General features: G+C 70.8%; 18 protein-coding genes and 1 pseudogene. 7 read left to right on the top strand and 12 right to left on the bottom strand.

Features of this window, described 5'->3' with window-relative positions; all coding sequences use genetic code 11:
- Positions 1-298 precede the first annotated feature (298 nt).
- Positions 299-1,525: a helix-turn-helix domain-containing protein gene (locus K2224_RS41725; protein WP_221908387.1), complete on the top strand. Its 1,227-nt coding sequence runs from the start codon at positions 299-301 to the stop codon at positions 1,523-1,525.
- On the opposite strand, the gene K2224_RS22895 is transcribed toward K2224_RS41725, so the two are convergent.
- The 8 genes and pseudogenes from K2224_RS22895 to K2224_RS22930 all read right to left on the bottom strand — a co-directional run bounded on the left by K2224_RS22895 (position 1,431) and on the right by K2224_RS22930 (position 12,586).
- Complete coding sequence (locus tag K2224_RS22895) at positions 1,431-1,895, bottom strand: hypothetical protein (protein ID WP_221908388.1); 465 nt, start codon at positions 1,893-1,895, stop codon at positions 1,431-1,433. The genes K2224_RS41725 and K2224_RS22895 overlap by 95 nt on opposite strands.
- Positions 1,896-1,921: 26 nt before the next feature.
- Positions 1,922-6,205 carry a Hint domain-containing protein gene (locus K2224_RS22900; protein ID WP_221908389.1) on the bottom strand — a complete coding sequence of 1,428 codons (4,284 nt, stop codon included), beginning with the start codon at positions 6,203-6,205 and terminating at the stop codon, positions 1,922-1,924.
- Positions 6,206-6,637: 432 nt separating this feature from the next.
- Positions 6,638-7,828: a hypothetical protein gene (locus K2224_RS22905; RefSeq protein ID WP_260692904.1), complete on the bottom strand. Its 1,191-nt coding sequence runs from the start codon at positions 7,826-7,828 to the stop codon at positions 6,638-6,640.
- 410 nt (positions 7,829-8,238) lie between these two features.
- Positions 8,239-8,958 (bottom strand): RICIN domain-containing protein, encoded by a 720-nt coding sequence (locus K2224_RS22910; RefSeq protein WP_221908390.1) that lies wholly within the window; start codon positions 8,956-8,958, stop codon positions 8,239-8,241.
- 8 nt (positions 8,959-8,966) lie between these two features.
- A complete protein-coding gene (locus tag K2224_RS22915) occupies positions 8,967-9,521 on the bottom strand; it encodes an RICIN domain-containing protein (RefSeq protein ID WP_221908391.1) in 555 nt (184 codons plus the stop codon).
- Positions 9,522-9,574: 53 nt separating this feature from the next.
- On the bottom strand, positions 9,575-10,999 hold the full coding sequence (locus K2224_RS22920) for an AbfB domain-containing protein (RefSeq protein ID WP_260692905.1): 1,425 nt from the start codon (positions 10,997-10,999) through the stop codon (positions 9,575-9,577).
- A 940-nt stretch (positions 11,000-11,939) separates the two neighbouring features.
- Positions 11,940-12,249: pseudogene (locus tag K2224_RS22925) on the bottom strand (IS5/IS1182 family transposase); the annotation flags it as partial.
- A 193-nt stretch (positions 12,250-12,442) separates the two neighbouring features.
- Positions 12,443-12,586, bottom strand: coding sequence for a hypothetical protein (locus tag K2224_RS22930; RefSeq protein WP_221908393.1), 144 nt, complete (start codon positions 12,584-12,586; stop codon positions 12,443-12,445).
- A 581-nt stretch (positions 12,587-13,167) separates the two neighbouring features.
- Here K2224_RS22930 and K2224_RS22935 point away from each other — a divergent pair.
- The 6 genes from K2224_RS22935 (at position 13,168) to K2224_RS22960 (ending at position 18,988) form a co-directional block, all read left to right on the top strand.
- Positions 13,168-13,797 carry a class I SAM-dependent methyltransferase gene (locus K2224_RS22935; RefSeq protein WP_221908394.1) on the top strand — a complete coding sequence of 210 codons (630 nt, stop codon included), beginning with the start codon at positions 13,168-13,170 and terminating at the stop codon, positions 13,795-13,797.
- A gap of 153 nt (positions 13,798-13,950) precedes the next feature.
- The gene (locus tag K2224_RS22940; RefSeq protein ID WP_221908395.1) at positions 13,951-15,498 is read left to right on the top strand and encodes an FAD-dependent monooxygenase; all 1,548 of its coding nucleotides are present in this window, start codon (positions 13,951-13,953) and stop codon (positions 15,496-15,498) included.
- A gap of 228 nt (positions 15,499-15,726) precedes the next feature.
- Positions 15,727-16,368 carry a DUF5134 domain-containing protein gene (locus tag K2224_RS22945; protein ID WP_221908396.1) on the top strand — a complete coding sequence of 214 codons (642 nt, stop codon included), beginning with the start codon at positions 15,727-15,729 and terminating at the stop codon, positions 16,366-16,368.
- Positions 16,369-16,515: 147 nt separating this feature from the next.
- Positions 16,516-17,451 carry a M56 family metallopeptidase gene (locus K2224_RS22950; RefSeq protein ID WP_221908397.1) on the top strand — a complete coding sequence of 312 codons (936 nt, stop codon included), beginning with the start codon at positions 16,516-16,518 and terminating at the stop codon, positions 17,449-17,451.
- A 31-nt stretch (positions 17,452-17,482) separates the two neighbouring features.
- Complete coding sequence (locus tag K2224_RS22955) at positions 17,483-18,271, top strand: HAD family hydrolase (RefSeq protein WP_221908398.1); 789 nt, start codon at positions 17,483-17,485, stop codon at positions 18,269-18,271.
- Between the two features lie 237 nt (positions 18,272-18,508).
- Positions 18,509-18,988: a nuclear transport factor 2 family protein gene (locus K2224_RS22960; protein WP_221908399.1), complete on the top strand. Its 480-nt coding sequence runs from the start codon at positions 18,509-18,511 to the stop codon at positions 18,986-18,988.
- Here the strand turns inward: K2224_RS22960 and K2224_RS22965 are convergent.
- The 4 genes from K2224_RS22965 to K2224_RS22980 form a co-directional block, all read right to left on the bottom strand.
- Positions 18,953-20,395 (bottom strand): lanthionine synthetase C family protein, encoded by a 1,443-nt coding sequence (locus tag K2224_RS22965; RefSeq protein WP_221908400.1) that lies wholly within the window; start codon positions 20,393-20,395, stop codon positions 18,953-18,955. The two genes, K2224_RS22960 and K2224_RS22965, sit on opposite strands and share 36 nt — an antisense overlap.
- Complete coding sequence (locus K2224_RS22970) at positions 20,392-23,598, bottom strand: lantibiotic dehydratase (RefSeq protein WP_221908401.1); 3,207 nt, start codon at positions 23,596-23,598, stop codon at positions 20,392-20,394. Before K2224_RS22970 ends, K2224_RS22965 begins: the two co-directional genes overlap by 4 nt.
- Before the next feature lie 108 nt (positions 23,599-23,706).
- Positions 23,707-23,850, bottom strand: a complete 144-nt coding sequence (locus K2224_RS22975) for a hypothetical protein (RefSeq protein WP_221908402.1) — start codon at positions 23,848-23,850, stop codon at positions 23,707-23,709.
- Between the two features lie 280 nt (positions 23,851-24,130).
- Positions 24,131-25,039, bottom strand: coding sequence for an oxidoreductase (locus K2224_RS22980; RefSeq protein WP_221908403.1), 909 nt, complete (start codon positions 25,037-25,039; stop codon positions 24,131-24,133).
- Positions 25,040-25,086: the final 47 nt, after the last annotated feature.

Genomic DNA, 25,086 nt, shown 5'->3' on the forward strand with positions numbered 1-25,086 from the left:
CCACCCGTGCACCGGCCCGGACCGGCCCACGACGCAACCCCCGTATCCGCCCGGAAGCCACGACCCCACAGTGACCAGGAACAACCCCATGGAATGAGCCGCTTGACTTCCCGCCCGGGGCGAGCGTCCATGGTCGTGGCCGACGACGGCGTACCGCGGTTGGGAAACCCGAACCCGCCTCGCTACGGCCACGTTCGCCCGGACAACCGCGATGCGCACGCGCCCGGCGAACACCGCGGCCCGCACCCCGGCCGGGGACCTCAACCATCCGCATCACCACGGAAATGAGGGACCCCATATGTCCGACACCAACCTTGACGCCACAACCACGCGCAGCGACACGCCACCGGAACCGCTGACGGGCCTGACCGGCGCAACTGCCACCGTCTACACCCAGCTGATGGGTATGACCGAACCGGCCACATTCGCCGAACTCGCCCACGCCGCAGGCATCGGCCACTCCACTGCCGGACGGGCTGTGTCCACACTGGAGAAGCGTGGCCTCGCCGCCCGCACCCCCGGCGGCCACGACGACCCCCGCCGCATGCCCGACCTCTGGCACCCCACCATCCCCGCATCCGCCCCCGAGACCAAGGACGGGGCAGAGCCGGACGCCACCTCTGCACAGAACCAGCCGGAATCCAGCCCCGACAAGCCCACCGAACCCACCGTCAGCGCCGCCGAAGACGCGGGCACCTCTATCGGAGAGAACCTCTCCGACACCGTCACCACACCCGAAACGGACAGCACACCCTGCGCCATCGAGCCCGAGCCCAACACCTCGCACAGTGATACGGCGGTCGACGCCGCATCACCCCCACGGAGGCACCCGAACCTGAGGGCACAGCTCCCACCGCTGGGCCGGAAACCGGCACTCGTCCCTCCGATACACCGCAAGCCCCCCAGAACAGTGGCGGCGACGGCGACTCCGGCAACGAGACCAGCCCGCATGACGGGGACAGCACCAACGTCCCCGTACCGCAGGACGTCAGCACACTGCAGGCGGTACCGGCTGTGCCGGCACCGGTCGCCGGTGGGCGGCTCGCGCCAGGAGCGCTGCGGCAGATGGTCATCGACCACCTCCAGGCACACCCCGACGAGGCGTTCACCGCCACCCGCATCAGTCGGGCTATCGAGAAGTCCTCAGGCATCGCCAACGCCCTCATCAAACTCGCCGCCGCCGGAATCGCCGAGCAAGTCACCGACGGCCCCGCACCTTCCGGCTCACCCAGCCCAACCAATCGGACCCCACACCGTAACCACCCACCACAACCAGACCGGGCGCCTCCACGATGCGGGAAGCGCCCGGCCTGTCATCGCTCCGGCAACGACGGCGCAACCGCGGGCCGCAGGAGCGCAGAGGCCACGCTGGATATCCAGCGTGGCCTCTGCCCCTCATGATCCGTTCCCGAAGCAAACGGAGTTCCCCGCTATTCCGGAGAGAACCGCTGGATTGTCGGGTTATCGGCCAGTCCAGGAAAATTCACGGTCAGGAAAGCATGGATCCTCCGAAGGAAGTCGGTGAAAGCACCCGTAAGCTCTTCCTGCTTCACGGAGACCTGCCATTGATCCTTCGACGACGTAATTATGACGAGATCAGCCTCGCGCCGCAAGCGGATGACTTCGGCATTTTCCGTGAAGCCGATCCCCGCATCTTCGCCGGACGAGAGGCGGCTCAGCGCATGACAAAGAGACAGAGCGAGGTCGACGAGGGTTACATGCCCCTCATTGGAGATGATCTCGACATCGTCCACCACGAGTTCGACACTAGCCCCGAAGAACTTGTAGCAGAGGTCCATCTCGCTGATGGTTACCGGATTGAGCTGGTATACCCTGTCCCAGGTATCACGCCAGGGCGACCCGACATCCGGGACCTCAAAAGAGAACTTAATCACGAATTCCTCAGCTCGCCATTTCTTCCTTAAACCGGAAATGCCGTCACGACTTTACCGTCGTTTACAATGACACGAATACTCGTCAGCTCTCCACTTCCATTCGCTGGGCCCGCCTTCCCGACAGGAACACCGAAATCCCACTCGTACATCTGGCCGGGGCGCGGTCTACCAGTTTCAGGGTCCGGAGTGTTCGGCCTCGCCCTCCCTCGGTTAATAGCCTCCGCTATTCGCTTACGAACTATCTTTTCCTTTCCGATGAGAAGCCCTGCCTTAGGGTCTACGTTCACGCCTCCGGGCCGATGCCGATCCACAATGTGCTGCCAGTCGCCATCCTCAAGCGCCTTGACCCCGCACACGTTGTTGGAGTTGTGAACCAGGACAGCCGCTGCGCCCGCCCACACATAGTATGTGTGGGGACCTTCGACAGTGAGGTTGTAGACCTTGCTGACCGCAGTCCACGCACGGGTGTTGACGACCTCCCTCAGGTCACCGCGTGAGGTGCGGAGTCGGTCACCTGCCTTGAGGTCCTTTGCATCCAGCCAACGTCCTTGGTTGTCCACCCAGAACGGGTGCCCCTCAGTGGCATTGACAGTGCCCGTACTATCCCCGGCTTTGCCATCGGAGTCGATGGTGATCTCGACCAGGTGCTTCTGCCCCTCGCCGACGATCGTGTCGGTTACTGCCCATGCCCCGGTCGTACCGGTATCTGGATCGGTAGCCAGAACCCGCTGCCCGATCTGAATGTCCTTGATCGGCTTGCGCGTTCCATCGGCCATCAACACCGGGGTCTCCGGAGTGAAGCTATTCTTCCGCGTACATGCCGAGAGTGCCTGCCGGAACTTTTCGAGGGCTTCCTTGCTCTTGCCGATCAGCTTCTTTGCCTTATCGGTCTCCTCGATGAACTTACTGAAGCCAGTGACGACGCGATAGACAGCCTTGGAGACTTCCGGGAACTTCTTGATGATCTGGGCAGCCTTGCCCCAAGGAAGAGCGCCGACAAGCGTCCAAATACAACTTTCGACGTTGCCTTCGGTGAAGCATTTCTCAATGTCGTCGAGGCCGAGCAGACCCTTGAGGATCTCGCCGCCATTTTCGCTCAGGAAGTCGCCGATCGACTTTTCGGCATCCTTTTGGAGTTTCTCATATTCCTCAGGGGAAATTCCGGCGTCCTCAAGCCCAACCTCGTCCTGCCAGGACAGTTCGGAACCGCCGCCCTTGCCGGCCTGCTCAACGGCTTCCGCCCGCCGCTTGCGCTCCTGTTCCCGCTCGTACTCCTCGGCCTTCTTTGCCGCCTCGTCCGCTTCCTTGGCGTACTGGTTGGCGTTCTTGGCGGCGGTCTCTGCGGACTTGGCGTGGGATTCGGCGGAGTCGGCCAGTTTGCCCGCGTCGGCCGCGTCCTTCTCCGCCTGGGCTGCCGCGCCCTGGGCGACGCTGGCCTCGTGCTCGGCCTGGTTGGCGGCGCTGTTGGCCGCGGCGGCGTGCTGGTCCGCCTCGGCGGCGGCCTTGCGGGCCCGGGCGGCTTCGGCTTCGGCCTCGTTGGCCGCCTTGCGCGCGGCTGCCGCGTCCGCGGCGGCCTGGTTGGCGGCCTGACGGGCGAGGGCCGCGTCGCCCTTGGCCTGTGCGTCGGCTTTATTGGCGGATGCCGCGGCGGCCCGTGCCTTGGCGCCGTCGGCGGCTGCTTCGGCTGCGGACTTCATGGCCGCGGCCGCGGAACGTGCGGCGTTGGCCGAGGACCTGGCGGCGTCGGCGGCGGCCTTGAAGGCCGGGGCGACCTGGTCGCCTGCCCGCTTGGCGGCGGCCTCGGCGGCCTCGGCGGCCTTGACCGCTTCGGCGGCCTTCGCCTCGGCCGAGGCGACCTGCTCCTCTCCGGTCTCCTGTGCGGCCTTGGCGACCTCGGCGGCGAAGTCGGCGTCGACGTCCTTGCCGGCGAAGGGGGCCGTCAGCTCGATGGCGGTGTTGGCCGGATCGGCGATCCCGGCGGCGGTGTTGCGGGCGGCTCCGGACGCCTGGACGGCGATGGTGGACTGGAGCCTGGCCATGGCCGCTTCGCGGGTCGCGCCCTCGGCTTCTTCCTTGGTGCGGCTGGCCGCTTGCAGGGCGTTGTTGGCGTGCTGAGCGGCCAATCCGGCGAGGCGGGATGCCTCATGGGCGGCGATGCCGGCACGGGCTTCCTGGGCGGTGGCCTCGGCTGCCTTGGTGTTGGCCTTCAGCGCCGCGGCGTGGGTTGCCTGGTACTCGGCTTCGGCCTTGTTCGCGGCGGCGTTGGCACGCGCGGCGGCAGCTTCGGCCTTGTTGGCGGCGGCGTTGGCGCGCGCAGCGTGCGCGCCGGCCTCGGCTGCCGCGGCCCGAGCACGGGCAGCCGCGCCCGCGGCCTCGGTGGCCGCGGAACGGGCGCGTACCGCGGCACCGCTGGCCGTGTCGGCGGCGCTGCGGGCCTGACCGGCCGCCGCACCGGCGGCGTTGGCGTCCGCCCGTGCTGCCTGTGCAGCGGTATTGGCCTCGCCGGCGGCAGCGGTGCCGCGGCCTGAGGCGGCCGCCGCCTCGATGGCCTTGGCCCGGGCCTCCTTGGCCTGGTGGTTCTGTTCCGCCTTGAACGCCGCGTTGCGGGCGTTGCGCGCGTTGGTCTCCTCGCCGCGGGCCTTCTCGTCCGCCCTGGCGGCGATGCCTTCCTTCTCGGCGGCGCCGGCACGCGCCGAGGCCGCCGTGGCCGCGGCCGACTGGGCCTCGGCGCGGGCCGCGGCCGCCGTACGGGCCTCGGCCTCCGCACGTGCCCGTGCCGCGGCCGCCTTGTCCCGTTCGCGTTCGGCCCGGGCGCGGGCCTGGGCGGCCAGGTTGCGCTCGCGTTCGGCGATCGCGCGCTGTTCGGCCGCTATCTTGGCCTGCCGCTGGGCTTCGAGGCGGGCCTGATGGGTCTTCTTGGCGTGCTCCCAGGCTTCCTGCTCGGCCTTCTCGGCGTCGATGCGGGCCTGCTTGCTCCGGGCGGCTGCATCGGCGGCGATCTTGGCCTGCTTCTCGGCGGCAGCGGCCATCTGCGCAGCTGCCTTGGCCTGCTCTTCGGCGTTGGCCCGCCACTTCCTGGCCTGCTGCTCGTGCGCCTGAGCCGCGTTCTTCGAGTTGAGCGCCGCTGCGTCGGCTGCGGTGGCGTCCACGGCGTGCTGGGCGGTCTCGGCGGCCTTGGCCGCCGCGTCGGCCGCGGCTTCGATGCCGTAGGCGACCTCGGCCCACTGGGTGCCGTGCGTCAGTCCGGTCTCCACCAGGATGTCGGCCTGCACCTTGGCCTGGAGAGCTGCGACCTTGGCGGCCCTTGCCGCCTCGATGGCGTCCTTGACCTGCCGGGCGACCTCGGCCTTCACATTGCCGTAGTCCGACAGGCGCTTGCCGGCCCGGTCGGCCGACAGCATCCGGTCAGCCTCACGGGCGGCCGCGGCCGCCTGCGTCATCGCGTTGGAAGCTGTTTTGAGCTCCCTGACGGCATCCCCGTGGACGGCGATCAGCTTGGTACGCGCCTCGGCCGCCCGGGCGGTCCGCTGCGCCAGATCCCGCAGCTTCTCCGCGGCCTCCTGGGCCTCCTTCAGCGCCTTCTCGTGCGCGGCCCGGTCCTCGGCGTCCTTCTGCGCGGCGATCTGGTAGCCCTTTTCCAGGAACTCCTCGATCGCCTTGTCACTGCCGGCGTCCAGCGCGGCCTGGGCGGCCTTTTGCACTTCTGGCCCGCCGACGCCGGCCAGCATCTGAACGCGCTTGCGGAGCTCGGCCGCGCGGTCCTTGGCGGTTTGTTGGTCCTTCTCATCCCGCTCTCGGGCGATCTTGGCGCCGAAGGCAAGGAAGTCGGCACGGTCCCTGGCCGTGGCCTTGGGCCCCAGAACGCGTTCGACCTCGGCGTTGAAGTGCGGGCCCCCCGTGCCGCGCATCGCCTCGATCTTCTTGCGGTTGCCGGCGTCGGTGTCGTCCTTCTTCTCCTGGGCCCGCTTGCGGGCTTCGGCCATGCCGTGTTCCAGGAACTCCCGGATCGCGTTCGGATCGCTGCTTTCCAGGGCCTTCTTGGCGGCCTCGCGGACTTCTTCGAACTCGTCGAACTCCGCGTAGGTCTCCACCATCTCCCGGTCCCAGTCCCGGCTCATCCGCTCCAACTTGGACGGCGGAGCAGCGGCTGGTGTGGAGTCCGTTTTCGGCAGCGACGCGGCTGCACGGTCCAGCGCGGACAGAGCCTGGGTGAACGAGCCCTGGCGGGCAGGCGGTCCAGCAGCCGGCGCGGCGGCAGCGGCCTGGGTCGAAAGACCACCCAGCATCGCCGCGACCACCGCCGTGGACACAGCCTTCGCCGCCACCTGGGCTACACGCCCACGTGACCGGCCGGGATCCGAACGGAATCTCCCTATCAAGGGAAATAACCCCCTTTAGTAAACGAAAAAATGCAAACAGCTCCCTTGCCCTGCATGTGCGTGCAGGGCAAGGGACGATGATGTTCGGCCGTGTGATGCAGCCGATCTTGCTGGCGATCTCTACCAGCACTCGGCTGCGATCAGGTCGACTGACGGGCTTGCGCCACGGCGACAGGCTGACGTGCCGTCAATTCGACGGCGGCTCCAGGGATCCGAAGCTCAGGTTGTGAGCTGTGTCTTTGTCAGCTTGGTCGGCTACACCACTTCATGGGATGCGCCCCCAGGGACGAGTGACACCACAACAGAAGTGGTAAGAAGCCGCGAAGCGCTGCTCAGGTTCCACATGGAGGGACCGTGACGAGATCAGCCCTCGACGTGGCTTGCGGCGTCCTGGGCCCGGTCGGACATGTCCTTCCACAACGCCGCTTCCCCGTCCGCTTGTTGTTGTTCCTTGGCCCAGGCATCCTGGTTCTTCTGCGCAGGGCCGGCGATGTTCTTCCACAGCCCGTCGGTGGCCTGACGGGCGTCCTGGGCGATCTTCTTCCAGTTCTCCGCCTGCGCCCGAGCGGCATCCTGCTCAGCCAGCCATGCCGTGTACGCGGCGTCGGCATGCCCGGCCACCGCCCTCCAGGCACGTCCGGCCTCGGCCCGGGCCTTGGCGGCATCGGCCGAACCCTGCACCGCTGCCTCGGCCGCCTCGGCCTCCTTGATCAGACGCGACAGGATGCGGTGTTGCCCGACGCCGGCGTCCGTTACCCGCATCCGGTAGCCGGCCAGGTCCAACGCCGCACCGCTCATCCAGCCGTAACCGAAGAACTCCGCGACATCCTCCTCACCGGCGCCCTCCCGTAGCGCCCATTGCGCTGCGACCCGCACCTGCTCTCCCGGGTCCCCCTGCGCACGGCCCCGTACGAAGTTCCGGTCGGTGTCGGCGACCTGCTGCCGGTGGGCGGCATCAGCCTCCCGCGCCACCCGGTCCTCCTCCTTGGCCTGGGCGTACCCGCTCTTCACAAACGCCGCCTGATCGGCGGCCGAGCCCTTCAACGCACGCTCCGCCGCATCACGCACCGCAGGGGAGAACTCCCTGGTATGGGTGCGCACCACCCGTTCGCAAAAGGCCTTGTTCCGCGCCCGGGTACTGCTGGCCCGCTGCTTGGCCAGGTCAAAGCCGCCTCCAGGGGCCAGCCATTCCGCGATCGCGGCATCGCCCCGCACATTGCGCAAGGCGTTCCACGCCGACACCCGTATCTCCGCCGGCAGGTACGACATCGCTATCGCCCGCACACGCTCACGCGCCTGCGCAGCCTCGATACCCGAGGGCTCATCAGAGAACTGGTCGGACGACTGGCCGGCCACAGCGGCAGGAGCCGGGGCCTGTGCCCACGCCGGAGCGACGGACGCGACACCACCCGCGCCGGCCAGCACACCGACCGTCAATGCCTGCGCGACCCACCATTTACGACTCACTGAAAACTCCTCAAGGAAACGAAACGTCCGACAGGTCACGCACAGCAGGAAGGAAAAGAAGAAGACGATGCGCCAGGCCGGTTCCACCTGAAGACGGTTTGGATGCGTTTCTTCTGGAGCGGGACCTCACTGCCAGCCAGTACGGACGCGGTCGGCTCTCGAAAGCCGGCGTGACCTGCCGTGCCGTGCTTGCTGCAGGTGCGAGGCGCTGACCAGGGATTTCTTGCCCCTCCAGAAGAAACGCACCCAGACGGTTTCACCGCTCCTGCGCAAGGGACGGCATCGTTTCCACGGCTGGGTCCCTCCCCAGCATTCGGATACTCACCCGCCCCGCTCGCGCTGCGCGGACCAGTAAGTCGCTTGACCGGCTGGATCCGCGGCAGCTGCGCAGCACTCTGGTTGCAGTGCCACTGCTGGGCCTTCGCACCGTTGTCCTACTGAGCGTGGTCGATGTCCAGGAAACGGTGTGGTGACAGGCCGGGCGTCCTTGCCGGATGTCAGGCCCCAACCGGCACAAGCCGCCAGTGCTCGGGCGTGGTCTGGTTGCAGGTCCACTGCAGCACGTTCGCACCGTCGTCCTTGCTGGACATGGCGATGCCCGCACAGCGGTTGTCGACGTGCGCGGGACGCAGTTCGTAAAGACCCTTGGAGACATCGGCCACGACCAGCCGCCAGCGCTGCTGCGGGCCGTTTACGCACCACCACTGCTGGACGTTCGCACCGGCCCCTTTGCCACTGTTCTCCACTTCGAGGCATGCTCCGCTGTGCATGGCCCGCACCATGAACGTCGCATTCCCGGCGGGGACCAGCTCGAAGGCCTGATTGTCCGCCCCGTCGGCGCAGGTCGCCTGGACTGCGTTGGCACCGTTGGCCAGGCTTCCGCCCGCGATGGTCAGGCACTTACCGCTGTGCTCATTTTGAAACTGCACGACCGACGGCGCGGTAGTAGCGGCGCGGGGCGTGGGTTGGGCGGCGTCGCCGACCGCGGCCTTGGCCGCCTTCATCGCGCTTACGGCGTCGTGCCCGCTCGCGTAGGCGGTGGTTGCGCCGGCGGTCAGTGCGGCTACGCTGCAGGCGATGGCCAGGGCCGCTCGGATAGGCCGAGACATCTTCACGTCCGTTTCTTCTCGATGGGCGGGAAGCCCGACGGGGTTGGGCACCGTGCGGTGCCTGGCGGCGCCGAGCAGGTCACCAGGGGCGACCGGCTCGGCGGACACGGGCGAGGTCAGGCCTTGACCGGCTTGAGCCGCCAGTGCTGGTTGGCGTCGCCGTTGCAGTACCACTGCCCGGCGTTCGCACCGTCATTGAGGCTGGACCTTGCGATGTCCAGGCAGCGGTTGTCGACGTGCGCGGGACGCAGCTCGTAAAGGCCCTTGGAGACATCGGCCATGACCAGCCGCCAGCGCTGGTTGGGGGCATCCACGCACCACCACTGCTGGACGTTCGCACCGGCCCCTGTGCCGCTGTTCTCCACTTCGAGGCATGCTCCGCTGTGCATGGCCCGCACCATGAACGTCGCATTCCCGGCGGGGACCAGCTCGAAGGCCTGATTGTCCGCCCCGTCGGCGCAGGTCGCCTGGACTGCGTTGGCACCGTTGGCCAGGCTTCCGCCCGCGATGGTCAGGCACTTACCGCTGTGCTCCACCTGAAACTGCACCACCGACGGCGCGGCAGTAGCGGCGCGGGGCGTGGGCTGGGCAGCGTGGGCGCCACTGGCGCTGGCGACCAGTGCGGCGGCACTGGCACCGGCGGCGAGTGCGGTCCGCAGGGTCCAAGACATGGAGGATTTTCCGTTCTGCTCAAAAAAAGGGGGGGTATGCGGTCGGCGGCAGGTCAGCGTGCAAGCGGGGGGAAGATCGCCCAGGTGGCCTCCTGCTTGAAGGCCGTGTCCTTGGCGTTCGCGCGGCTCACCGAAAGGGCCCCTTGGTGCGCGCGCAGCCAGTGCCCCGGCTTGCCGGCCGACTCAAACGACGTCCCGTAGCCACTCACGCCCTTGCGGGCACACCAGGCGGCGTTCTTACGGAAGGTCGCACTGCCGTCGTCTGGCGCTATCCGTACGCGGAGGTTGTCTTGGACGGTCAGGTAGTGGTGGCGCTTGCGCACCGACATAAAGGAGTAGCAGCCCTGCTGGCCGGTCCCCGCGTTCACCACGACCCAGGTGGCGTCCTCGCGATCGGACTGCTTACTGGCCGCATCGACTGGGGAGACGAAGACTGCACCTCCGTCTGCGGTGGACTGCCGGATGTACCAACGATCCCTGCCTCCGGGGTCGTTGAGCAGCTTGGGGTCGACCGACATAAACGACTGCCGCGCCGCCCGGAGCAGGTTGTCCGGCTTGAGGAATTCGGCGACATCCTCGTCACTGCCGGCCAGTGCCTTCTTCGCCGCCTCGACCAGGTTGGGGTACATCCCCGTCTTCTCAGCCGCAGCCTGGTACTTCAGGACCATTTTGCGGTTGGCATCAGCGGTCTTCTTCCGACGGGCCTCGGCGTCTCGCTGGTAGGCCTGCTCGGCTCCGGTGTGCAAGAACTGCTTCCAGTCCGCCGGATCGGAGCTGAGCACCGCATGCTGAGCCGCGGCGACGAGCTCGGAGCCCTCCAGGTGAGCGGGAGCACGGCGCAGCAGTTCACGGATGAAGTTGTCATCCCCCAGGGCGAGCATCGCCTCGGAAGGTGCGATGCCGAACAGTGCCGCGGTGTTCGTGCGGGCAGCCAGCTCCTTGCGACGCTGTGCCTCGTCGCGGTTCTTCTTCTCCAACTCCTTGATTTCGTTTTCCACATCCCGGGCGTTGGCCTGGCGGGCACCGTCGGTGATGAACTCCCGCCACTGCGCCGGATCGCCGGCCAGAGCACGCGCCGCCGCGGCCTTCACTTCCGCCCCGGCATCGGGGTGCTTCATGACCCTGCGGATGAAATTGTCGTCGCTGAGCCCCAGCAGCTCCGGAGTGACCGGAATACCCACCGCGATCAGAGCCTGAGCCTTCGCCTGCCGGGCCTCCCGCTCGGCATCCGCCCGGTCCTGCTCATGCTTCTGGTCGACCTCGTACGCCTGGTGGATGCCGGTGCTAATGAATCGCACATGGTCCTCGGCCACCGTGCTGGCCAGAGCCTCCTCAGCGGCCAGACGCACCGCCATCTTGCTCTCTCCAGCGTCCTTGACCTTCTCCCACAGCGCGAAGATGAAGTCCCGGTCGCTGAGCAGCATCACGTCCGGGGTCGGGTCGAGGCCCACCACGGCCGCCGCCTTGATCCGCTCCATCTCACCGGTCCCGATATCAGCACCCTGGCTCGCCGCCGCCGATGGTGCAGCGGCAGCAGTGGCCGGCGCGACTACACCGGTGACGGCGGCCAGCGCACTAACGGCAACGACCCCACGCGTGAAGGCTCTCCGCACACGTGCGGAAGTGGTGTGACTGGTGTGCATCGTGCTTCAACAACCCTTCCACCCCCGCAGGGGTGACCTGACGTGTACGGCGCAGACTGGTGCCGTCCTGCACCGCCCCCTGGGGGTTTGGGGCAAGTTGATGGGTACAGGACGGACAGGCGAAAGTCTTAAGATTTTATGAAAAGGCGTCAAGTTAGCTGAAATGGACATGAAGGCCCCGATTACCCGGCCACGCCACGGCGTAAGCCCATGCCGCCCCGCCTTCGACACTCACCGTGAGAACGATCACGCGCGGCAAATCCGCCCGGAGGTACAACCCTCCGACCAACTCACCCGTCAGACACGAGGGCCGGGCTGCACCCCAAGGCGGCAGCCTTGCGCGCATCGCCTCTTCCGCTGCAGGCGCGGCGACTCGACTTTGTAGCGAATCGTGGTCTTGAACGAGGTGGTGAGGGGGTTTCGGGCAGGTGATCTTCTACTGACATGCGGGTGCCGGAGACCTACTGAAGAACCGTCAGCGGTGTTGAACAACCGTCTCCGTACGAGGAGTTGCCACTGATGGTTCAGAGGATGACGCTACCGACGTCGTTGCTGCTTACCCTGCGGGTCACCCACCGTGCTTGAAGAGGCACTCACGACAAGGCGGACGCGGGCCACCTCGCTCATCCGGGACACGATCCCGGCACAGATCTCCCCCTCCACCCGCGCCCTCACCGTGGCCGCCATCCGGTCCAGCGTGGAAAGGCCCGGTAGCTCCAGCCCCGCCCGGACAAGCTCCTCCAACGCCACATTCACAGATCCGCGACATACGCTTTCACCGGCGCCGCCGCCTCCAGAGCCTGCGCGCGAGGGTCATGCAGTGAGCGAGTTGGAGGAGGGCGTCGTGCGTGTCGTCGCGTGCTTCCCAGCGAACTCGCAGTCGGCGTGGTCCGTGGAGATGGGCGGCCCCGGACGGACCGCACGGCGTCGATCAGAGGCAACAGCTGTGCTACGTCGTTGTGATGGCCGCCGGTCAGCGACACCCACAACGGAATGTCGCCGCCATCGGTCAGCACGTGATGCTTGGAGCCCGGCCGTCCTCGGTCAACCGGACTCGGACCGACTTTTGGGCGCGGCCGGCCTCGTCCCAGACGCCGCGCGGAACTGGTGGCTGCACGCAGTCAAGAACGAGCTGGGGGCGATTGAGAAGTAGTTCTTGGTGTGCCAAGAACCATGTGGTGAGTACGGGCCGCAGGTGATCGGGGTGATGTCGCCGCGGTGCTGATGCAGCCGGTGGGATGTGTCGGTGCTGCTCAGCTACGATCTGTCGCCGCCGTCTCATTCTTCCAGGAACGGCCGCAGCGCCTTGTTGGTGGCGTCCTGCACTCGCCGCTGGAGTCGCCGGGGATCGGCCAGGGCGTCGGGCTCGGCGAGCAGTACGTGCAGTGCGCCGGTGACCGCGCCGATGAAGGCGCCGACCATGGCGGCCGCCTGTACCGCGTCCAGTTCGTCGGGGAACGCTGCTTGCAGGTGTCGGGCGATCTCCAGTTAGGCATCCAACTGTGCTTGGAGGGCTCTTCCGCGTACCGCGGGAACGGACTGTATGAGCCGCATCCGGAGTCGGGCCATCGAGCCGGCAGCGGGCCTGCGGCATGGATCTGCCCGGGCATCGCGGCGAGTCCGCGACGGGCTTCCGCGGTGGGCTGCACCGCGCGGTAGCGGTCGGCCTCGGCCGCGGTGAGCCTGCGGCCCAGCTCTGCGAGCAGGACGCGTTCGACGAGGAAGTTTCGTTCGGGGATCCGCCCGCCGCTGTCACCGTGGGCCCGGCCGACCGACGAGTCGAACCAGCGCGACTCGAACGGGTACAGACTCCCGTCGGGAACGAAAACGAAGGCGATCAGCACGGGCTCTCCCCTCCGAGGCGGACCACCTCCGGTGCGCCCCTGATCTCTTGAACCATTGGGCACCGAGGTGCTGTTGACGCGGTGGGACGGTGGTGGAGGTCGGGGTCGGCACGGGGCCGGGGACGTTGCGTATGTGCGTGGGTGTTAGCTTCTCTCCTCGTGGTGGAGCACCAGGATGAGACCAGGGCGGCCTACGACGGGGTCGTCGAGCGCTATGCGTCGCTGTTCGCCGATCGGCTGGAGGGGCAGCCGTTCGCGCGGGCCATGATCGGCACGTTCGCCGAGCTGGTGCGCGGGGCGGGGAACCCGCGGGCCGCCGACGTCGGGTGCGGGCCCGGGCATCTGACGGCCATGCTGCACGACCTGGGGCTGGACGCCTTCGGGCTCGATCTCTCCCCCGGCATGGTGGACCACGCCCGGCGGGCCAATCCGGAGCTGCGCTTCGACGAGGCGCGGATGGAGGCCCTGCCGGTCGGGGACGGCGCGCTCGGTGGCGTGCTGGCCCACTACTCGATGATCCACACCCCACCCGAGGAACTGCCCGCGCTGCTCGCCGAGCAGGTACGTGTGCTGGCACCGGGCGGCCTGCTGCTGACCTCGTTCTTCGGGACCGACGGGCCGGAGCCGGTCCGCTTCGACCACAAGGTGGCGCCCGCCTACAGCTGGCCGGTGGATCGGTTCGCCGAGTTGCTGACCGGGGCCGGGCTCGTCCCGTTCGCCCGGCTGGTCCACGACCCGGCCTCCGAGCGGGGCTTCCTCGACGCCCACTTGCTGGCCCGCCGCCCCTAGAGATCCTCAACCGGAGATCTTCAACGGCTGCGGGTGCCTGCGGACCGGTCGTCGCGCAACCGGCCCCGGCCGGCGCGTCGTGTGCTTCCGTGCGACGTCCGGCCGCGCGGTGACGACTGGTGGGCGGTGTCCGCGATCGCTAGCGTCACGGCCATGACCACTACCGAACACCCCCTTGGCGGGGAGCACTTCGACGTCGTCGTCGCGGGCGGTGGGCCGGTGGGCCTGTTGCTGGCCGCGGAGCTGCGGCTGCACGGCGTCGCGACGCTCGTCCTGGAGCGGGGGCGGCGCGGGCAGGGCGAACCGCGCGCGCTGGCACTGCACTCCCGGACCCTGGAGACCCTGGACCGGCGGGGCGTGCTGGAGGAGTTCACCCGGGCGCAGGAGACCCTGCCGGGGTTGGCGGACTTCCGGCGGCAGCTGGCGGACGGCGGTGCCCGGGGGCACTTCGCCGGGCTGTTCCGGCTCGGCCGGCACTCCGCGGAGCCCGCCGAGCAGCCGCACGGACTGCTCCTCCCCCACGAGGTCCTCAAGGAGCTGCTCGCCCGGCGGGCCGACGAGCTGGGTGCGGTGGTCCGCTACGACCAGGAGGTGACGGGCCTGGTGCAGGACGGGGACGGCGTCACCGTCCACGTGCGGACCGCGGACGGCGACGGCGCGGTGCGCGGGGACTTCCTCGTCGGGTGCGACGGCGGGCGCAGCGTGGTCCGCAAGGCCGCCGGGATCGACTTCCCGGGCACCGGCCCGTCGCTGGTGTCCCGTATGGGGCGCGGCCGGGTCGAGGTCCACGGGGGCGGGGAGCTGCCGGCCGGCTGGCAACGGACCGACGGGGGCTGGTTCATGCGGATGCCCGACGGGCGGATAGCCGTCACCGAGTGGGACGTGCCGGAGGACCTGGAGAGCCCGGCGACCACCGACGAACTGGCCCGCGGCATCGAGCGGGTGACCGGGCGGCGGGTCACCCTGACCGGCGTGGACCTCGTCACCCGCTTCACCGACAGCGCCCGCCAGGCGGCCCGGTACCGCGCGGGCCGGGTGCTGCTGGCCGGGGACGCGGCGCACATCCACTTCCCGGCCGGCGGGCAGGGCGTCAACCTCGGTCTGCAGGACGCCTTCAACCTGGGCTGGAAGCTGGCCGCGGAGTGCCTGGGCCGGGCACCGGAGGGCCTGCTGGACAGCTACGAGACCGAGCGGCACCCCGTCGCCGCGCAGGTGCTGGCGAACACCCGGGCCCAGGTGGCGCTGATGCGGCCCGGTCCGCAAGTGGACGCGCTGCGCGAACTGTTCACCGATCTGATGGGGATGGACGAGGTCAACAAGTACCTCAGCGACATCATCTACGGCACCGGCATCCGCTATGCCACCGGGCCGGACGGGCATCCGCTGGCCGGCGGGTACGCCCGCGATCTGCCGGTGACGACGGCGGACGGCACGACCCGGCTGGCCGAACTGCTGCGCCCGGGGCGGCCGTTGCTGCTGGGGCTGGACGGCTCGGGCGCGGGCGGCGCGCTGAAGGCCGCGGCGGGGTGGGCCGACCGGGTCGAGATCGTCGCGGGAGAGGCGCCGGCCCCGCCCGCGGCGGCGCTGCTGGTACGGCCGGACGGCTATGTCGCCTGGGCGGGCGACGGACCGGTGGCGGAGGGGGCGCTGCGGGCGGCGCTGACCGCGTGGTGCGGGCCGGAGGGGCCGGCCGTGCGCTGAGGGTGCACCGCGCCGGCGGGGGCCGTTCGGTGCCGCCGCCGATGGTGCAGATCTCGCCGGGGCGGGCGGCGGTGCGGACCGCCTCGACGGTACCGGCCGGCGCCGCGGGACCACGTGGAGCGCCGCCCGCGCTCTGTGCTCCCCAAGTGCGCCCATGCGCTCCCGTGTGCGGTGCCCTGGCCGGGCAGTCTGCGGGTGCTCACCGTCCCCGCGCCCGGGAGGTGTTCCGTGCACACTCCGCCGCTGGTCGGCTGGTTGCTGGTGGTGCTCTGCGCCGCCACCGCCGGCTACTGCCTGTCCCGTATGCGCACCGGCCCGCCGGCCCAGCGGGTGACAGCCCGCGGCGAGGGCCTGATGGCGCTGGGCATGGCGGCCATGGCGCTGCCGGCGTCCGCGGTGGCGCCGCCCGCGTGGTCGCCCTGGCTGTACACCGCGGTGTTCGGCGCGGTGGCCCTGTGGGCGCTGGTGCGGCGCCATCTGCACCACGCGGTGGGTGCCCTGGCGATGGTCTACATGGCGCTGGCGATGGTGGGCATGGGCGGCATGCACGACGCCCCGGGGACGTCCTCCGCGCACGGCGCGTCGGCGGCCGGGACGAGCGGCATGGCGGGCATGACCGGGATGCCGGGGGCATCGGGGGCGGCACATGCCGCGCCGGCCGGTGTGCCGCTGCTCACCGGGCTGCTGCTGGCGTACTACGCGGTCTACGTGCTCACCGCCGGGGTCCGGCTGGCCCCGTCGGGCACGGCGGCCGCGGCCGGCCCGGCCGCCGGCGGCGCCCCCGGCGAGAGCGCGGGCCCACCCGTGGTCCTGCACGCGTGCCAGGTGGCCATGGGGCTGGGCATGCTGGCCATGTTGCTGGCGCTGTGACTCGCCGTGTCGCCGGCACCGTGCGGCGCGTCGGGGCGGCGGCCGTCGGCCTCCGTCCCCGGCCGCGCGCCGCCCCGGTGCGTGGTGTGCGTCACTTCCGTCGCGGGACCGTACCACCCGGTAGCAGCCCGCTCATAGGCTGACGTCATGATGGTCCCCCTCACGCTGATGATCCTCGGCGTGCTGGCCGCGGCAACGGCGCCGCGTCTGATGACCCGTTGGGACTGGCCCGACCGCGAGCCGGTGCTGGCCCTGTGGGTGTGGCAGTGCGTGGTGGCGGGTGTCCTGCTGTGCTGCGGACTGGCCATGGCGCTGAGCGCGGCCGCCGCCTGGGAAGCGGTCCGCAGCCCCGTCTTCGGTTTCGCCCCGCGGGTCGTCGTCGAGGCGTACGCGCTGAACACCTACGGGCCGTGGGCCGGTGTGCTGGCGCTGCTGCTGGCGGGCGGCGGCGCGTGGACGGTGGTGGCGCTGACCCGTGAGGTGCGGGCGGCGCGGGCCCGCCGGCGGCGGCGCCGGGCCGAACTCCGGCGCCGTTCACCGCTGCTGCCCGGCGAGGACCCGCGCGGCGGCCGCCTGGTGGTCCTGGAGGGCGACCGGCCGGGGGCCTGGTGGCTGCGCGACCCGGCGCCCCAGTTCGTCATCACCACCTCGGCGTTGCAGCGCCTGAAGGGCCGTCAGCTCGATGCGCTGATCGCCCATGAGCAGGGGCACCTCCGGGCCCGGCACGACGTGCTGCTGCACTGCGCGTCGGCGCTGGCCGCCGGCTTCCCGCAGATCCCGGTGTTCGCGGCCTTCCGCGACCAGGTGCACCGGCTGGTCGAGATGGCCGCCGACGATGTCGCCTCGCGCCGCTTCGGCCGGCTGACCATCGCCCTGGCGCTGGTCGAACTCAACGAGGACAGCGGGGTGTTCGGGCCCTGCCCGCCGCAGCTCGCACAGGTCCCGCAGCGGGTGGACCGGTTGCTGGCCCCGGCCGCCCGCCTCACCCCGGGCCGCCGTCTGCGGTTGACCGCGTACGCCCTGCTGCTGCCCGCCGTCCCGCTCCTGGTGACGTTCGGCCCCGGCCTGAGCGCGCTGACCTGACGGACCGCCGGGCAACCGCCACCATGGCACCATGACGACCACCAACGGCACACGCGGCGGTACGGCCGGCGGCGGGATCGACGGCGTGCTCTTCGACTTCTCCGGGACGCTGCTGCACATCGAGCCGGCCCTCTCCTGGCTCCGGGCGTCCCTGGCCGCCTTCCACGCCGCGCCCGGCACCCCACCGTGCCCCCTCACCGGCGACGAGACCGCCCGGCTGGCGGCCGACCTGGAGCGGGCCGGCGCCCTGCCCGGCGGCGCCATGCCCGTACGCGTCCCCGACGAGCTGGCCGCACTGTGGGCCGTCCGGGACCGCGACACCCGGGACCACCGCGCCCTGTACACCGGTCTGGCCCGCCAAGTCCGCCTTCCCCACCCGGAGTTGTACGACCCGCCCGGCGACGCCCGTTCCCTCTACGACGCCCTCTACGAGCGCCACCGGACCCCGGACGCCTGGCTGCCCTACCCCGACGCCGCCGAGGTGCTGACCACGTTGCACCACCGCGGCATCCGCACCGGCCTGCTCAGCAACATCGGCTGGGACCTCCGTCCGGTCCTGCGCGCGCACGGCCTCCACCGCCATCTGACCGCCTGCGTCCTCTCCTACGAACACGCCCTCCAGAAACCGGACCCGCGGCTCTTCACGCTCGCCTGCCGGGAGTTGGGGGTGGCCCCGCCGCGCGTGCTGATGGTCGGCGACGACCGCACCGCGGACGGGGGCGCCACCGCCGTCGGCTGCGCCTACTTCCCGGTCGAGCCGCTCCCCGTACACCGCCGGCCGGGCGGACTGCGGCCGGTGCTGGACGTGGTGGGGGGCTGACGGAGCGGGGCGTCGGGGCGGGGCGGGGCTCGTCAGGGCGTGTGTGCGCCGCGGGGCGCCTTACCCGGGAGGTAATCGCGAGATCGCCGTCCCCCCGACAGGATGGGGATCCGTTCGAGCGATGGCTGAGGGGACGGCGGCCCGACCGGCCGCCGACCCGTCACGGCCGCTCTCGACGCCGCAACGCCCCAATCGGGGCACCACTCCCCCTCCCCGCCCCCGAAGGGACACCCCGCCATGACCACGACCACGCCGACGACCACCCGCGCCCTGGTGGAGGAACTGCTGCGCCGGATCGGCGAGGGCGACGCCGAGCGCATCGCCGAGCGGTACGCCGACGGCGCCGACTGGCGGCTGGACTGGCCGGCGGACGAGCACGGCCGCGCCGCCACGCCCTGGATCCGGCACCGCGCCTCGCGTGCCGACGCCGCCGCCCACTACCGCGAACTCGCCGCGCACCACGTCCCCGGGGCCGCGGACACCCGGATCGAGCGGATCCTCGTGGACGGCCCGGACGCCGTCGTCCTCGGCGAGATCCGCCAGACCGCCCGGCCCACCGGACGCGCCTACCGCGCCCGCTTCGCCCTCCATCTCACCTTCGAGAACGGCCTGGTCACCCGCCATCACGTCTACGAGGACAGCCTCGCCGTGGCCCAGGCGTTCACCCCGAGGACCGGCCCGTCAGCTCATGAGGAACGCCGCGTCCCAGCCGCCTGAGCCCTCCGGCATCGCTCCCCGGCGGGCATCGGCGTAGTCGGCCAGCACGAGGGCGACCCCGGCGGCGCCGTCCAACAGGCCGGGGTGGTCGACCCGGTGCGGCACCGGCTTCGATACGGAGAAGGGCGGCAGAACCTGCCGATACCCGAAGGGAGTTCGGGCGTCGAACTCCGCCACCAGCTCCCGGGCGAGGTCGTCCGCCGCGGCCCACAGCGCCGTGGACCCGCCGGCGGCGGCCATCCGGCCGACGATGTGCAGGACACCCGCGCGTCCGTGGCAGAAGCCGGGGTCGACCGGCCCGGCCGGATCGCGCGGGCGCTGCACCAGGCCGTGGATCGCGTCCTCGGCCAGGGCGGTCATCCGGTGGTCGCCGAGCGCGTGCCCGGCCAGATGCAGGCTCCAGGCGATCCCGGCCGTCCCGTAGCACCATCCCGGGCCGCTGCTCGCGCCCGCGTCCCGGGACGGCCGGCGCTGCCGGGACGGCGGGGAGGGATTTCCGGGCGCCTCCGGGAAGGCGGCGACGCGCCCGGGCCACTGGATCCCCCGGTCGTCGGTGCGCCCCACGCCCACCACCCAGTCGGCGATGCGGCGGATGGCATCCGGCATCCCCGGCACCCGGTGCCCGGCACGGTGTGCCAACGACATCAGCGCGAGCGGTCCGCAAATGCCGTGCGCGACACCGACGTTGAGGTCGCCGCGCGGGAACTCGGCGCGATCACGCGGGACGAGGTACCGGTCCGGGGCGCACCACCACCCCGGCACCGGACTCCCGTCGCCTTCCGCGGGCCGGACGGGACGCGTCATCTCGACCAGGTGGCCCAGGACTTCGTGGAGCGCCTGCGCGCACGGCTCGTCGCCGCCGTCGGCTGCCGCCAGGAGTCCGCGGGCCTGACCTGCCAGACCCGAGATCACGTCGTAGTCGCTGTACGCGAGCCCCGGGCCGTACTGCTGACGTCGCGTCACCAGTCGGGCGACATGCGCCCGGACGTAGGCGGCGTGCACCTCGGTGCAGCGCGCCAGCAGCCGGGTGTAACCACCGTGCGCGTCCGCATGGAGCCGTGCGGGAAGCAGCAGATCGCCGACCGTGGCGGGGCCGGCGGTGGACGCCGCCGCCACGGCTGCCGCGAGATGGGCGTGTGCGACCGCCGCGTACCGCGCCTCGTCCCGGGCACAGCGGGTGTGCAGCAGCGCGATGCCGGGGTGTCCCAGCAGCAGTGACGCCGGCTGCCAGGCGGGCTGTCGCAGCTCGGGGGGCAGCGCGGCGAACGCCGTACGGGCGGTGCCGGCCACCTGCTCCGGCGACGTCAGCAGCCCGGCGACGCGGTGGGCGATGCCCGAGGCCGTGTCGCACAGCGCGGGGGCTGCGGGAGATCCGGATGGCGTGGAAGGTGTCGAGGACACGGTCATCCGGTGTTCCGCTTCCGACCGCGCCACAGTGCCAGGGCCTCACGGGCCGTCGCATGGGCCGTGAGTTCCTGTTCGGGGCGGGGGCCGAGCAGCCGGTTGCAGTGCATATGGGTCAGGCTCAGGGCGATCCGTCCCCGCCGGTCGGGGTCCGTCGCTCCGGCGGACAGCGCCTCGCGCAGATCGGCCAGTGCCGGGCCGCGGGTGCGCCACCCCGCGTCCCGGCCGTCCGCAGCGGCCGGCGGCCGGGGCCTGGCACGGGCGTCCAGCAGAGCGGCCACCGCCTGCTTCCGGTCCCGCGGTATCCCGCCCCGGCGCGCCAGCACCGGCGGGCCGCTGAGCCAGCCGAGCGCCTCGTCCGGGGAGCCGAGACCGGTCACGATGTCGAGGATGCCCAGTGCGGCCGGCACCGTCGGATCGTCCGGCCGGCCGGCAGCCGTCGCCAACAGGGAGACGACGGCCTGGCTGTCGGCGTGGAAGAGGCGCTCGGCGTGATCGATGGCGTCCGGTCCTCCGTAGCGCTCGGTCTCGGGCTCGTAGGTGTCCAGGGCCACCCTCCCGAGGACCCCTGCCTCCGCGCGGGCCCGTGCCCAGGCATGGAGTTCGGGCAGCAGCACCGGCCACAGGGACCGCGGATCGCCGTGGAAGCGCAGCCGGATGTGCGGTGTCGGATCCTCGTAACGGAGGAAGAACCAGCGGTCGACGCCGGCTCTGCGCAGCAGGTCGGGATCGGTCGGCGTGCCGAGATGGCGGGCCAGCACCTCCGGCTGGCGGTCCGGCGGCACATGGATCTTCGCGTAGAGCCACTCGCCTCCGGGCAGGTGCGCACGCGCTCCGGGCGGACGGGGACGTGCCCCGCCGCCGTCGGCGCCAGTCGTCGGGGGCGGGGACGGGGGCGGTGCTGCGGGGGCGGCGGTCCGCGCGATGCCCTGAGCGGCGCGCGAACGACCGGTGGCGCGCGAACGACCAACGGACCTGCCGAAGACCGGAAAGAAGAACTCCGCGGCATGGGCGCCCTCGGGTCCCCGGAACCACTGCCTGCCCGCCCGGCCGCCGACGTGTTCGACGACCCTCAGACCGGGCGCCCGCCGCACCTCGTCGCGGAACACCAGGAGGTGCAGCGGATCGTCGAGGTCGACCGCGACGCGGTGATCGGCCTTGGCCAGCAGCACCTGCCCGGGCACGTCCCAGCGCCGCCGCCACCGCCCGACCTGTCCGCTCCACTCCCTGTCGTCCGCGCGGTCGGCCGCGGCGCACAGCGCCCGGTCCGGCAGCCAGCGCGCCGGGGACAGCACGGTCCGGCCGTGGCGCACCCGTGGCAGCGCGGGAGCCGAGGCCCAGCCGCCCCAGCTCCACGGCACGCAGAAGTCCCGTCCCTCCTGCCCCACCTCCAGCAGGAACCGTGCCACGTACGGGAGATGACGGCTGCTCGGGTTGAGCATCGAGTACGACAGCGGCCGCACCCGTCGGCCGGTCGCCCGGTCGACCAGCCGGAGGGCGTCCGCATCCGCGTACACCGCCAGGTTCTCCAGGCGCAGATCGTGCACCGCCTCCGCCGCGGCAGCGGGTCCGACGCCCAGCGGGATGCGGTGGGACAGCCACTGCGGAACGGCGGAGACATTGGCCGACCGCAGCACCCTGGGACGGAAGGCGACACAGGCGGGGATCTCGTCGTCCGGTGCGCTCCGCTCGGTGCGCAGCGCCAGCTCCCGAACCCGCGCGGCCGCCCGGCCGAGCACCGGCGCGAACCGGCTGAACGTCGCGCCGGCCAGCGGCGACACCGCCTGGGGCGCCAGCACCAGCTGGAAGTCCCCGCCGCACAGGGCGTCCCAGCCCGTGGCCAGCAGTTCCGCCCCCACCTCCATGCTCTGCGGCGCCGGCCCGCGCTCCGCCGGCTCCAGGGCGCGTACGGTCTCCTCGTCGAGCACCACTTCCCGGCCGCCGTCGCGGGCCGCGGCCATCAGCAGCTCGCCGAGCACCCGGTCGCGCGTCCCGTCCACGGGGGCGGGCGGGGGCGCGCCGGGCCGCCGGTAGTCGCGGGGCAGTCCCAACCCATGGACCTCGTCGAGCAGTTCCAGCACCGGAACCTGCCGGTCGGTGCCGTACCTCTCCAGGAAGGCCAGATGACAGTCGCGCAGGTGCGGGTTGCCCCGGTGAACGGGGGAGGTCCGCCACAGCACCGTCGCGGCCCGTTCCGCTTCCCGGGCCACTTCCCACGGCAGGGTCAGCCGCACTTCCAACGCCAGGTCCGTCTGCAGGACGTCCTCGGCGGGCCGCACCGCCCGCATCCGCTCGCGAACGGCGGCCAGCCGGGCATGCCGGCCTCCGCCACCCGACGCACCACCATCCGACGACCGCAAATCCCTCTGGATCTCGTTCAGTTGATGGACGACAGGGTGCTCAACACTCCCCAACCGTCCGCACACATACCCCAGCGGATCGGTGCAGTCGGGCGGCGGCAACAGGTCACTGAGCAGGAATCCGCCACGGACAAGTTGCCGGATGCCGCCTTCGATCGCGCCGTCGGGCGCATGGGGGAACTCCCGCCGCCCCGCCTCCACCAGCCGAGGAAACGACGTGGGACGAGCCGCGGCCGCCATGAGCTCCCGCACCACCCCCGTATGACGCACGGAAGCCGCCAACTGCCGCACTCCATCACGTTCATGATGATCGATCAACACCAGCCGGCCGTCCCGCACTGCGTGCAGGTTGTTGGCCGTGAGCCGCGAACGTTCCAGTACGGCGGGGACGTCGAGCAGTGCCTCCAGAACGCCGTCCAGCCAGGCCGCGTCCGGTCGGGTCACGCTGCGCCCGACGCCGACCGGGCCTCGCGCGGGCGCGGATCCGAATCCGGCGAGCCCGACCCCCGCGAAGAGCCCGAAGGGCGTGGGTCGGTGGGACATCCGCGAGTGGTACTTGACCATCGAGAGCGCGATACGGCGCAGCGACTTGAGCCTGAGCCGCTCCCCGGCCACGGCGCGGCCGACCTCCGCCGCCAGGCTCTCGCCGGCCAGGTCCACCGCCTCCATGAGCCGTGGCTCGGCGGCGAGTTCGACTATCCGCCGGCGCAACCAGGCTTCTTCGTCCCGGGCGTCTTCGGGCGGGGTGCCGTCGTGCGGGGCGTCATGCGAAGGCAGCGGGAGAGCCGCGGCCCGTACCAGAGCCAGTTCCCCGCACTCGAAATCCACATCACCCGTACCAGCCACGGCCGCCCCGCCCCCCTCCACACACCGCTTCACCCGGCCCGCCTGGTCTGCCCGGCAACGGTGCGGGGCGGCAGGGAAGACGTCCCGGCACCACCCCGCACCCGTGACTCAGCCGCAGCTCCAGGACGTGGGCGGACACACCTGCGTCATCAGCTTCGCGCTCTGGTTCTCCACGGCGACCGTGGCCGGCTCCATGATGTCCACGTCCAGGTCGAGGTCGAATTCGTCCATGCTGGTGGTGACGTTTTCCACGATCCCTCCAAAGAAAAGACGTTCAATTCTGGAGCATTTCCTGCGGTGCGGAGATCTTCCGCAACCGCCGGGTATTCCATCCGAGGGCCACAGAACACGTCAAGTGCCTTTGTCACATGCACCATTCACCACCAACTCCTCACGAACGGACTCCCCCCGGCGGGCATCGCCCCTCAATGGACGTCGTTGTCGGGGTGGGCCCGCAATTACTCCTGACCTGACCCCTCGGCCCCTCGGCCCCTCTGCGCCCGTGTGCCCTTCGTCGGAGCCCGTGAGGTGCTCAGGGACGGCGTTGGTGCAGGGCTTCGAGGGTGGCGAGTTCCTCGTCGGAGAGGTGGAGGGCGGCTGCGGCGACGTTGGAGGTCAGGTGGGTCGGGTTGCCGGTGCCGGGGATGGCCAGCATGTGCGGGCCGCGGTGCAGGGTCCAGGCGATCCGGATTTGGGCGGGGTCGGCTCCGTGTGCCCGGGCGACGGCCAGGATCTCCGGGTGGTCGCTGCCGCTCGCCCCGGCTTGGCGACCGGTGGCGGCGATCGCGTAGAACGGGACGAAGGCGATGCCCTGCTCGCCGCAGGTGCGCACGAACGCGTCCTGGTCGGGCCGCACTCCGAGGCCGTACATGTTCTGCACGCAGACCACGGGCGCGATGGCCCGGGCCTCGGCGAGGTGGTGGGGGTGGACGTTGGAGAGGCCGAGGTGGCGGATGAGTCCGGCCGCGCGCAGTTCGGCCAGTGCACCGAAACGTTCGGCGATCGAATCGGTGCCGACGACGCGGAGGTTCACCACGTCCAGGTGGTCGCGGCCGAGCTGGCGCAGGTTCTCCTCGACCAGTCCGCGCAACTGCTCCGGCCCGGCGTGCGGCAGCCATGCTCCCGACGGGTCGCGCGGCTGGCCGACCTTGGTGGTGATGACGAGGTCGTCCGGGTAGGGCGCCAGGGCCCGGTTGATCAGTTCGTTGGCCGAGCGCAGCGCGGAGAAGTAGAACGCGGCGGTGTCGATGTGGTTCACGCCCAGCTCGACCGCGCTGCGCAGCACGTCGATCGCCTGGTCGCGGTCGCGCGGGACGGCGTCGGGCACGAGCGCCGTCCCGGTTTGCGGCAGGCGCATCGCTCCGAAGCCGAGCCGGTTGACCGTCAGATCTCCCAGCTTCCAGGTTCCCGATGCGGCGGCGTTGATCGTCTCTGTGGTCATGGCGGGATGGTCTCCGCGCTGTAGGGTGACCGCCATTGATTCAGATA

Source organism: Streptomyces sp. BHT-5-2, from assembly GCF_019774615.1.
Classification (GTDB): Bacteria; Actinomycetota; Actinomycetes; order Streptomycetales; family Streptomycetaceae; genus Streptomyces.

Coding starts and splice junctions, on each gene's coding strand:
- K2224_RS22955 (WP_221908398.1), top strand. CDS start 17,483: ATGACGACCACCAACGGCACACGCGGCGGTACGGCCGGCGGCGGGATC.
- K2224_RS22940 (WP_221908395.1), top strand. CDS start 13,951: ATGACCACTACCGAACACCCCCTTGGCGGGGAGCACTTCGACGTCGTC.
- K2224_RS22915 (WP_221908391.1), bottom strand. CDS start 9,521: ATGTCTTGGACCCTGCGGACCGCACTCGCCGCCGGTGCCAGTGCCGCC.
- K2224_RS41725 (WP_221908387.1), top strand. CDS start 299: ATGTCCGACACCAACCTTGACGCCACAACCACGCGCAGCGACACGCCA.
- K2224_RS22980 (WP_221908403.1), bottom strand. CDS start 25,039: ATGACCACAGAGACGATCAACGCCGCCGCATCGGGAACCTGGAAGCTG.
- K2224_RS22965 (WP_221908400.1), bottom strand. CDS start 20,395: ATGACCGTGTCCTCGACACCTTCCACGCCATCCGGATCTCCCGCAGCC.
- K2224_RS22920 (WP_260692905.1), bottom strand. CDS start 10,999: ATGGAGCGGATCAAGGCGGCGGCCGTGGTGGGCCTCGACCCGACCCCG.
- K2224_RS22960 (WP_221908399.1), top strand. CDS start 18,509: ATGACCACGACCACGCCGACGACCACCCGCGCCCTGGTGGAGGAACTG.
- K2224_RS22930 (WP_221908393.1), bottom strand. CDS start 12,586: ATGGTCGGCGCCTTCATCGGCGCGGTCACCGGCGCACTGCACGTACTG.
- K2224_RS22950 (WP_221908397.1), top strand. CDS start 16,516: ATGATGGTCCCCCTCACGCTGATGATCCTCGGCGTGCTGGCCGCGGCA.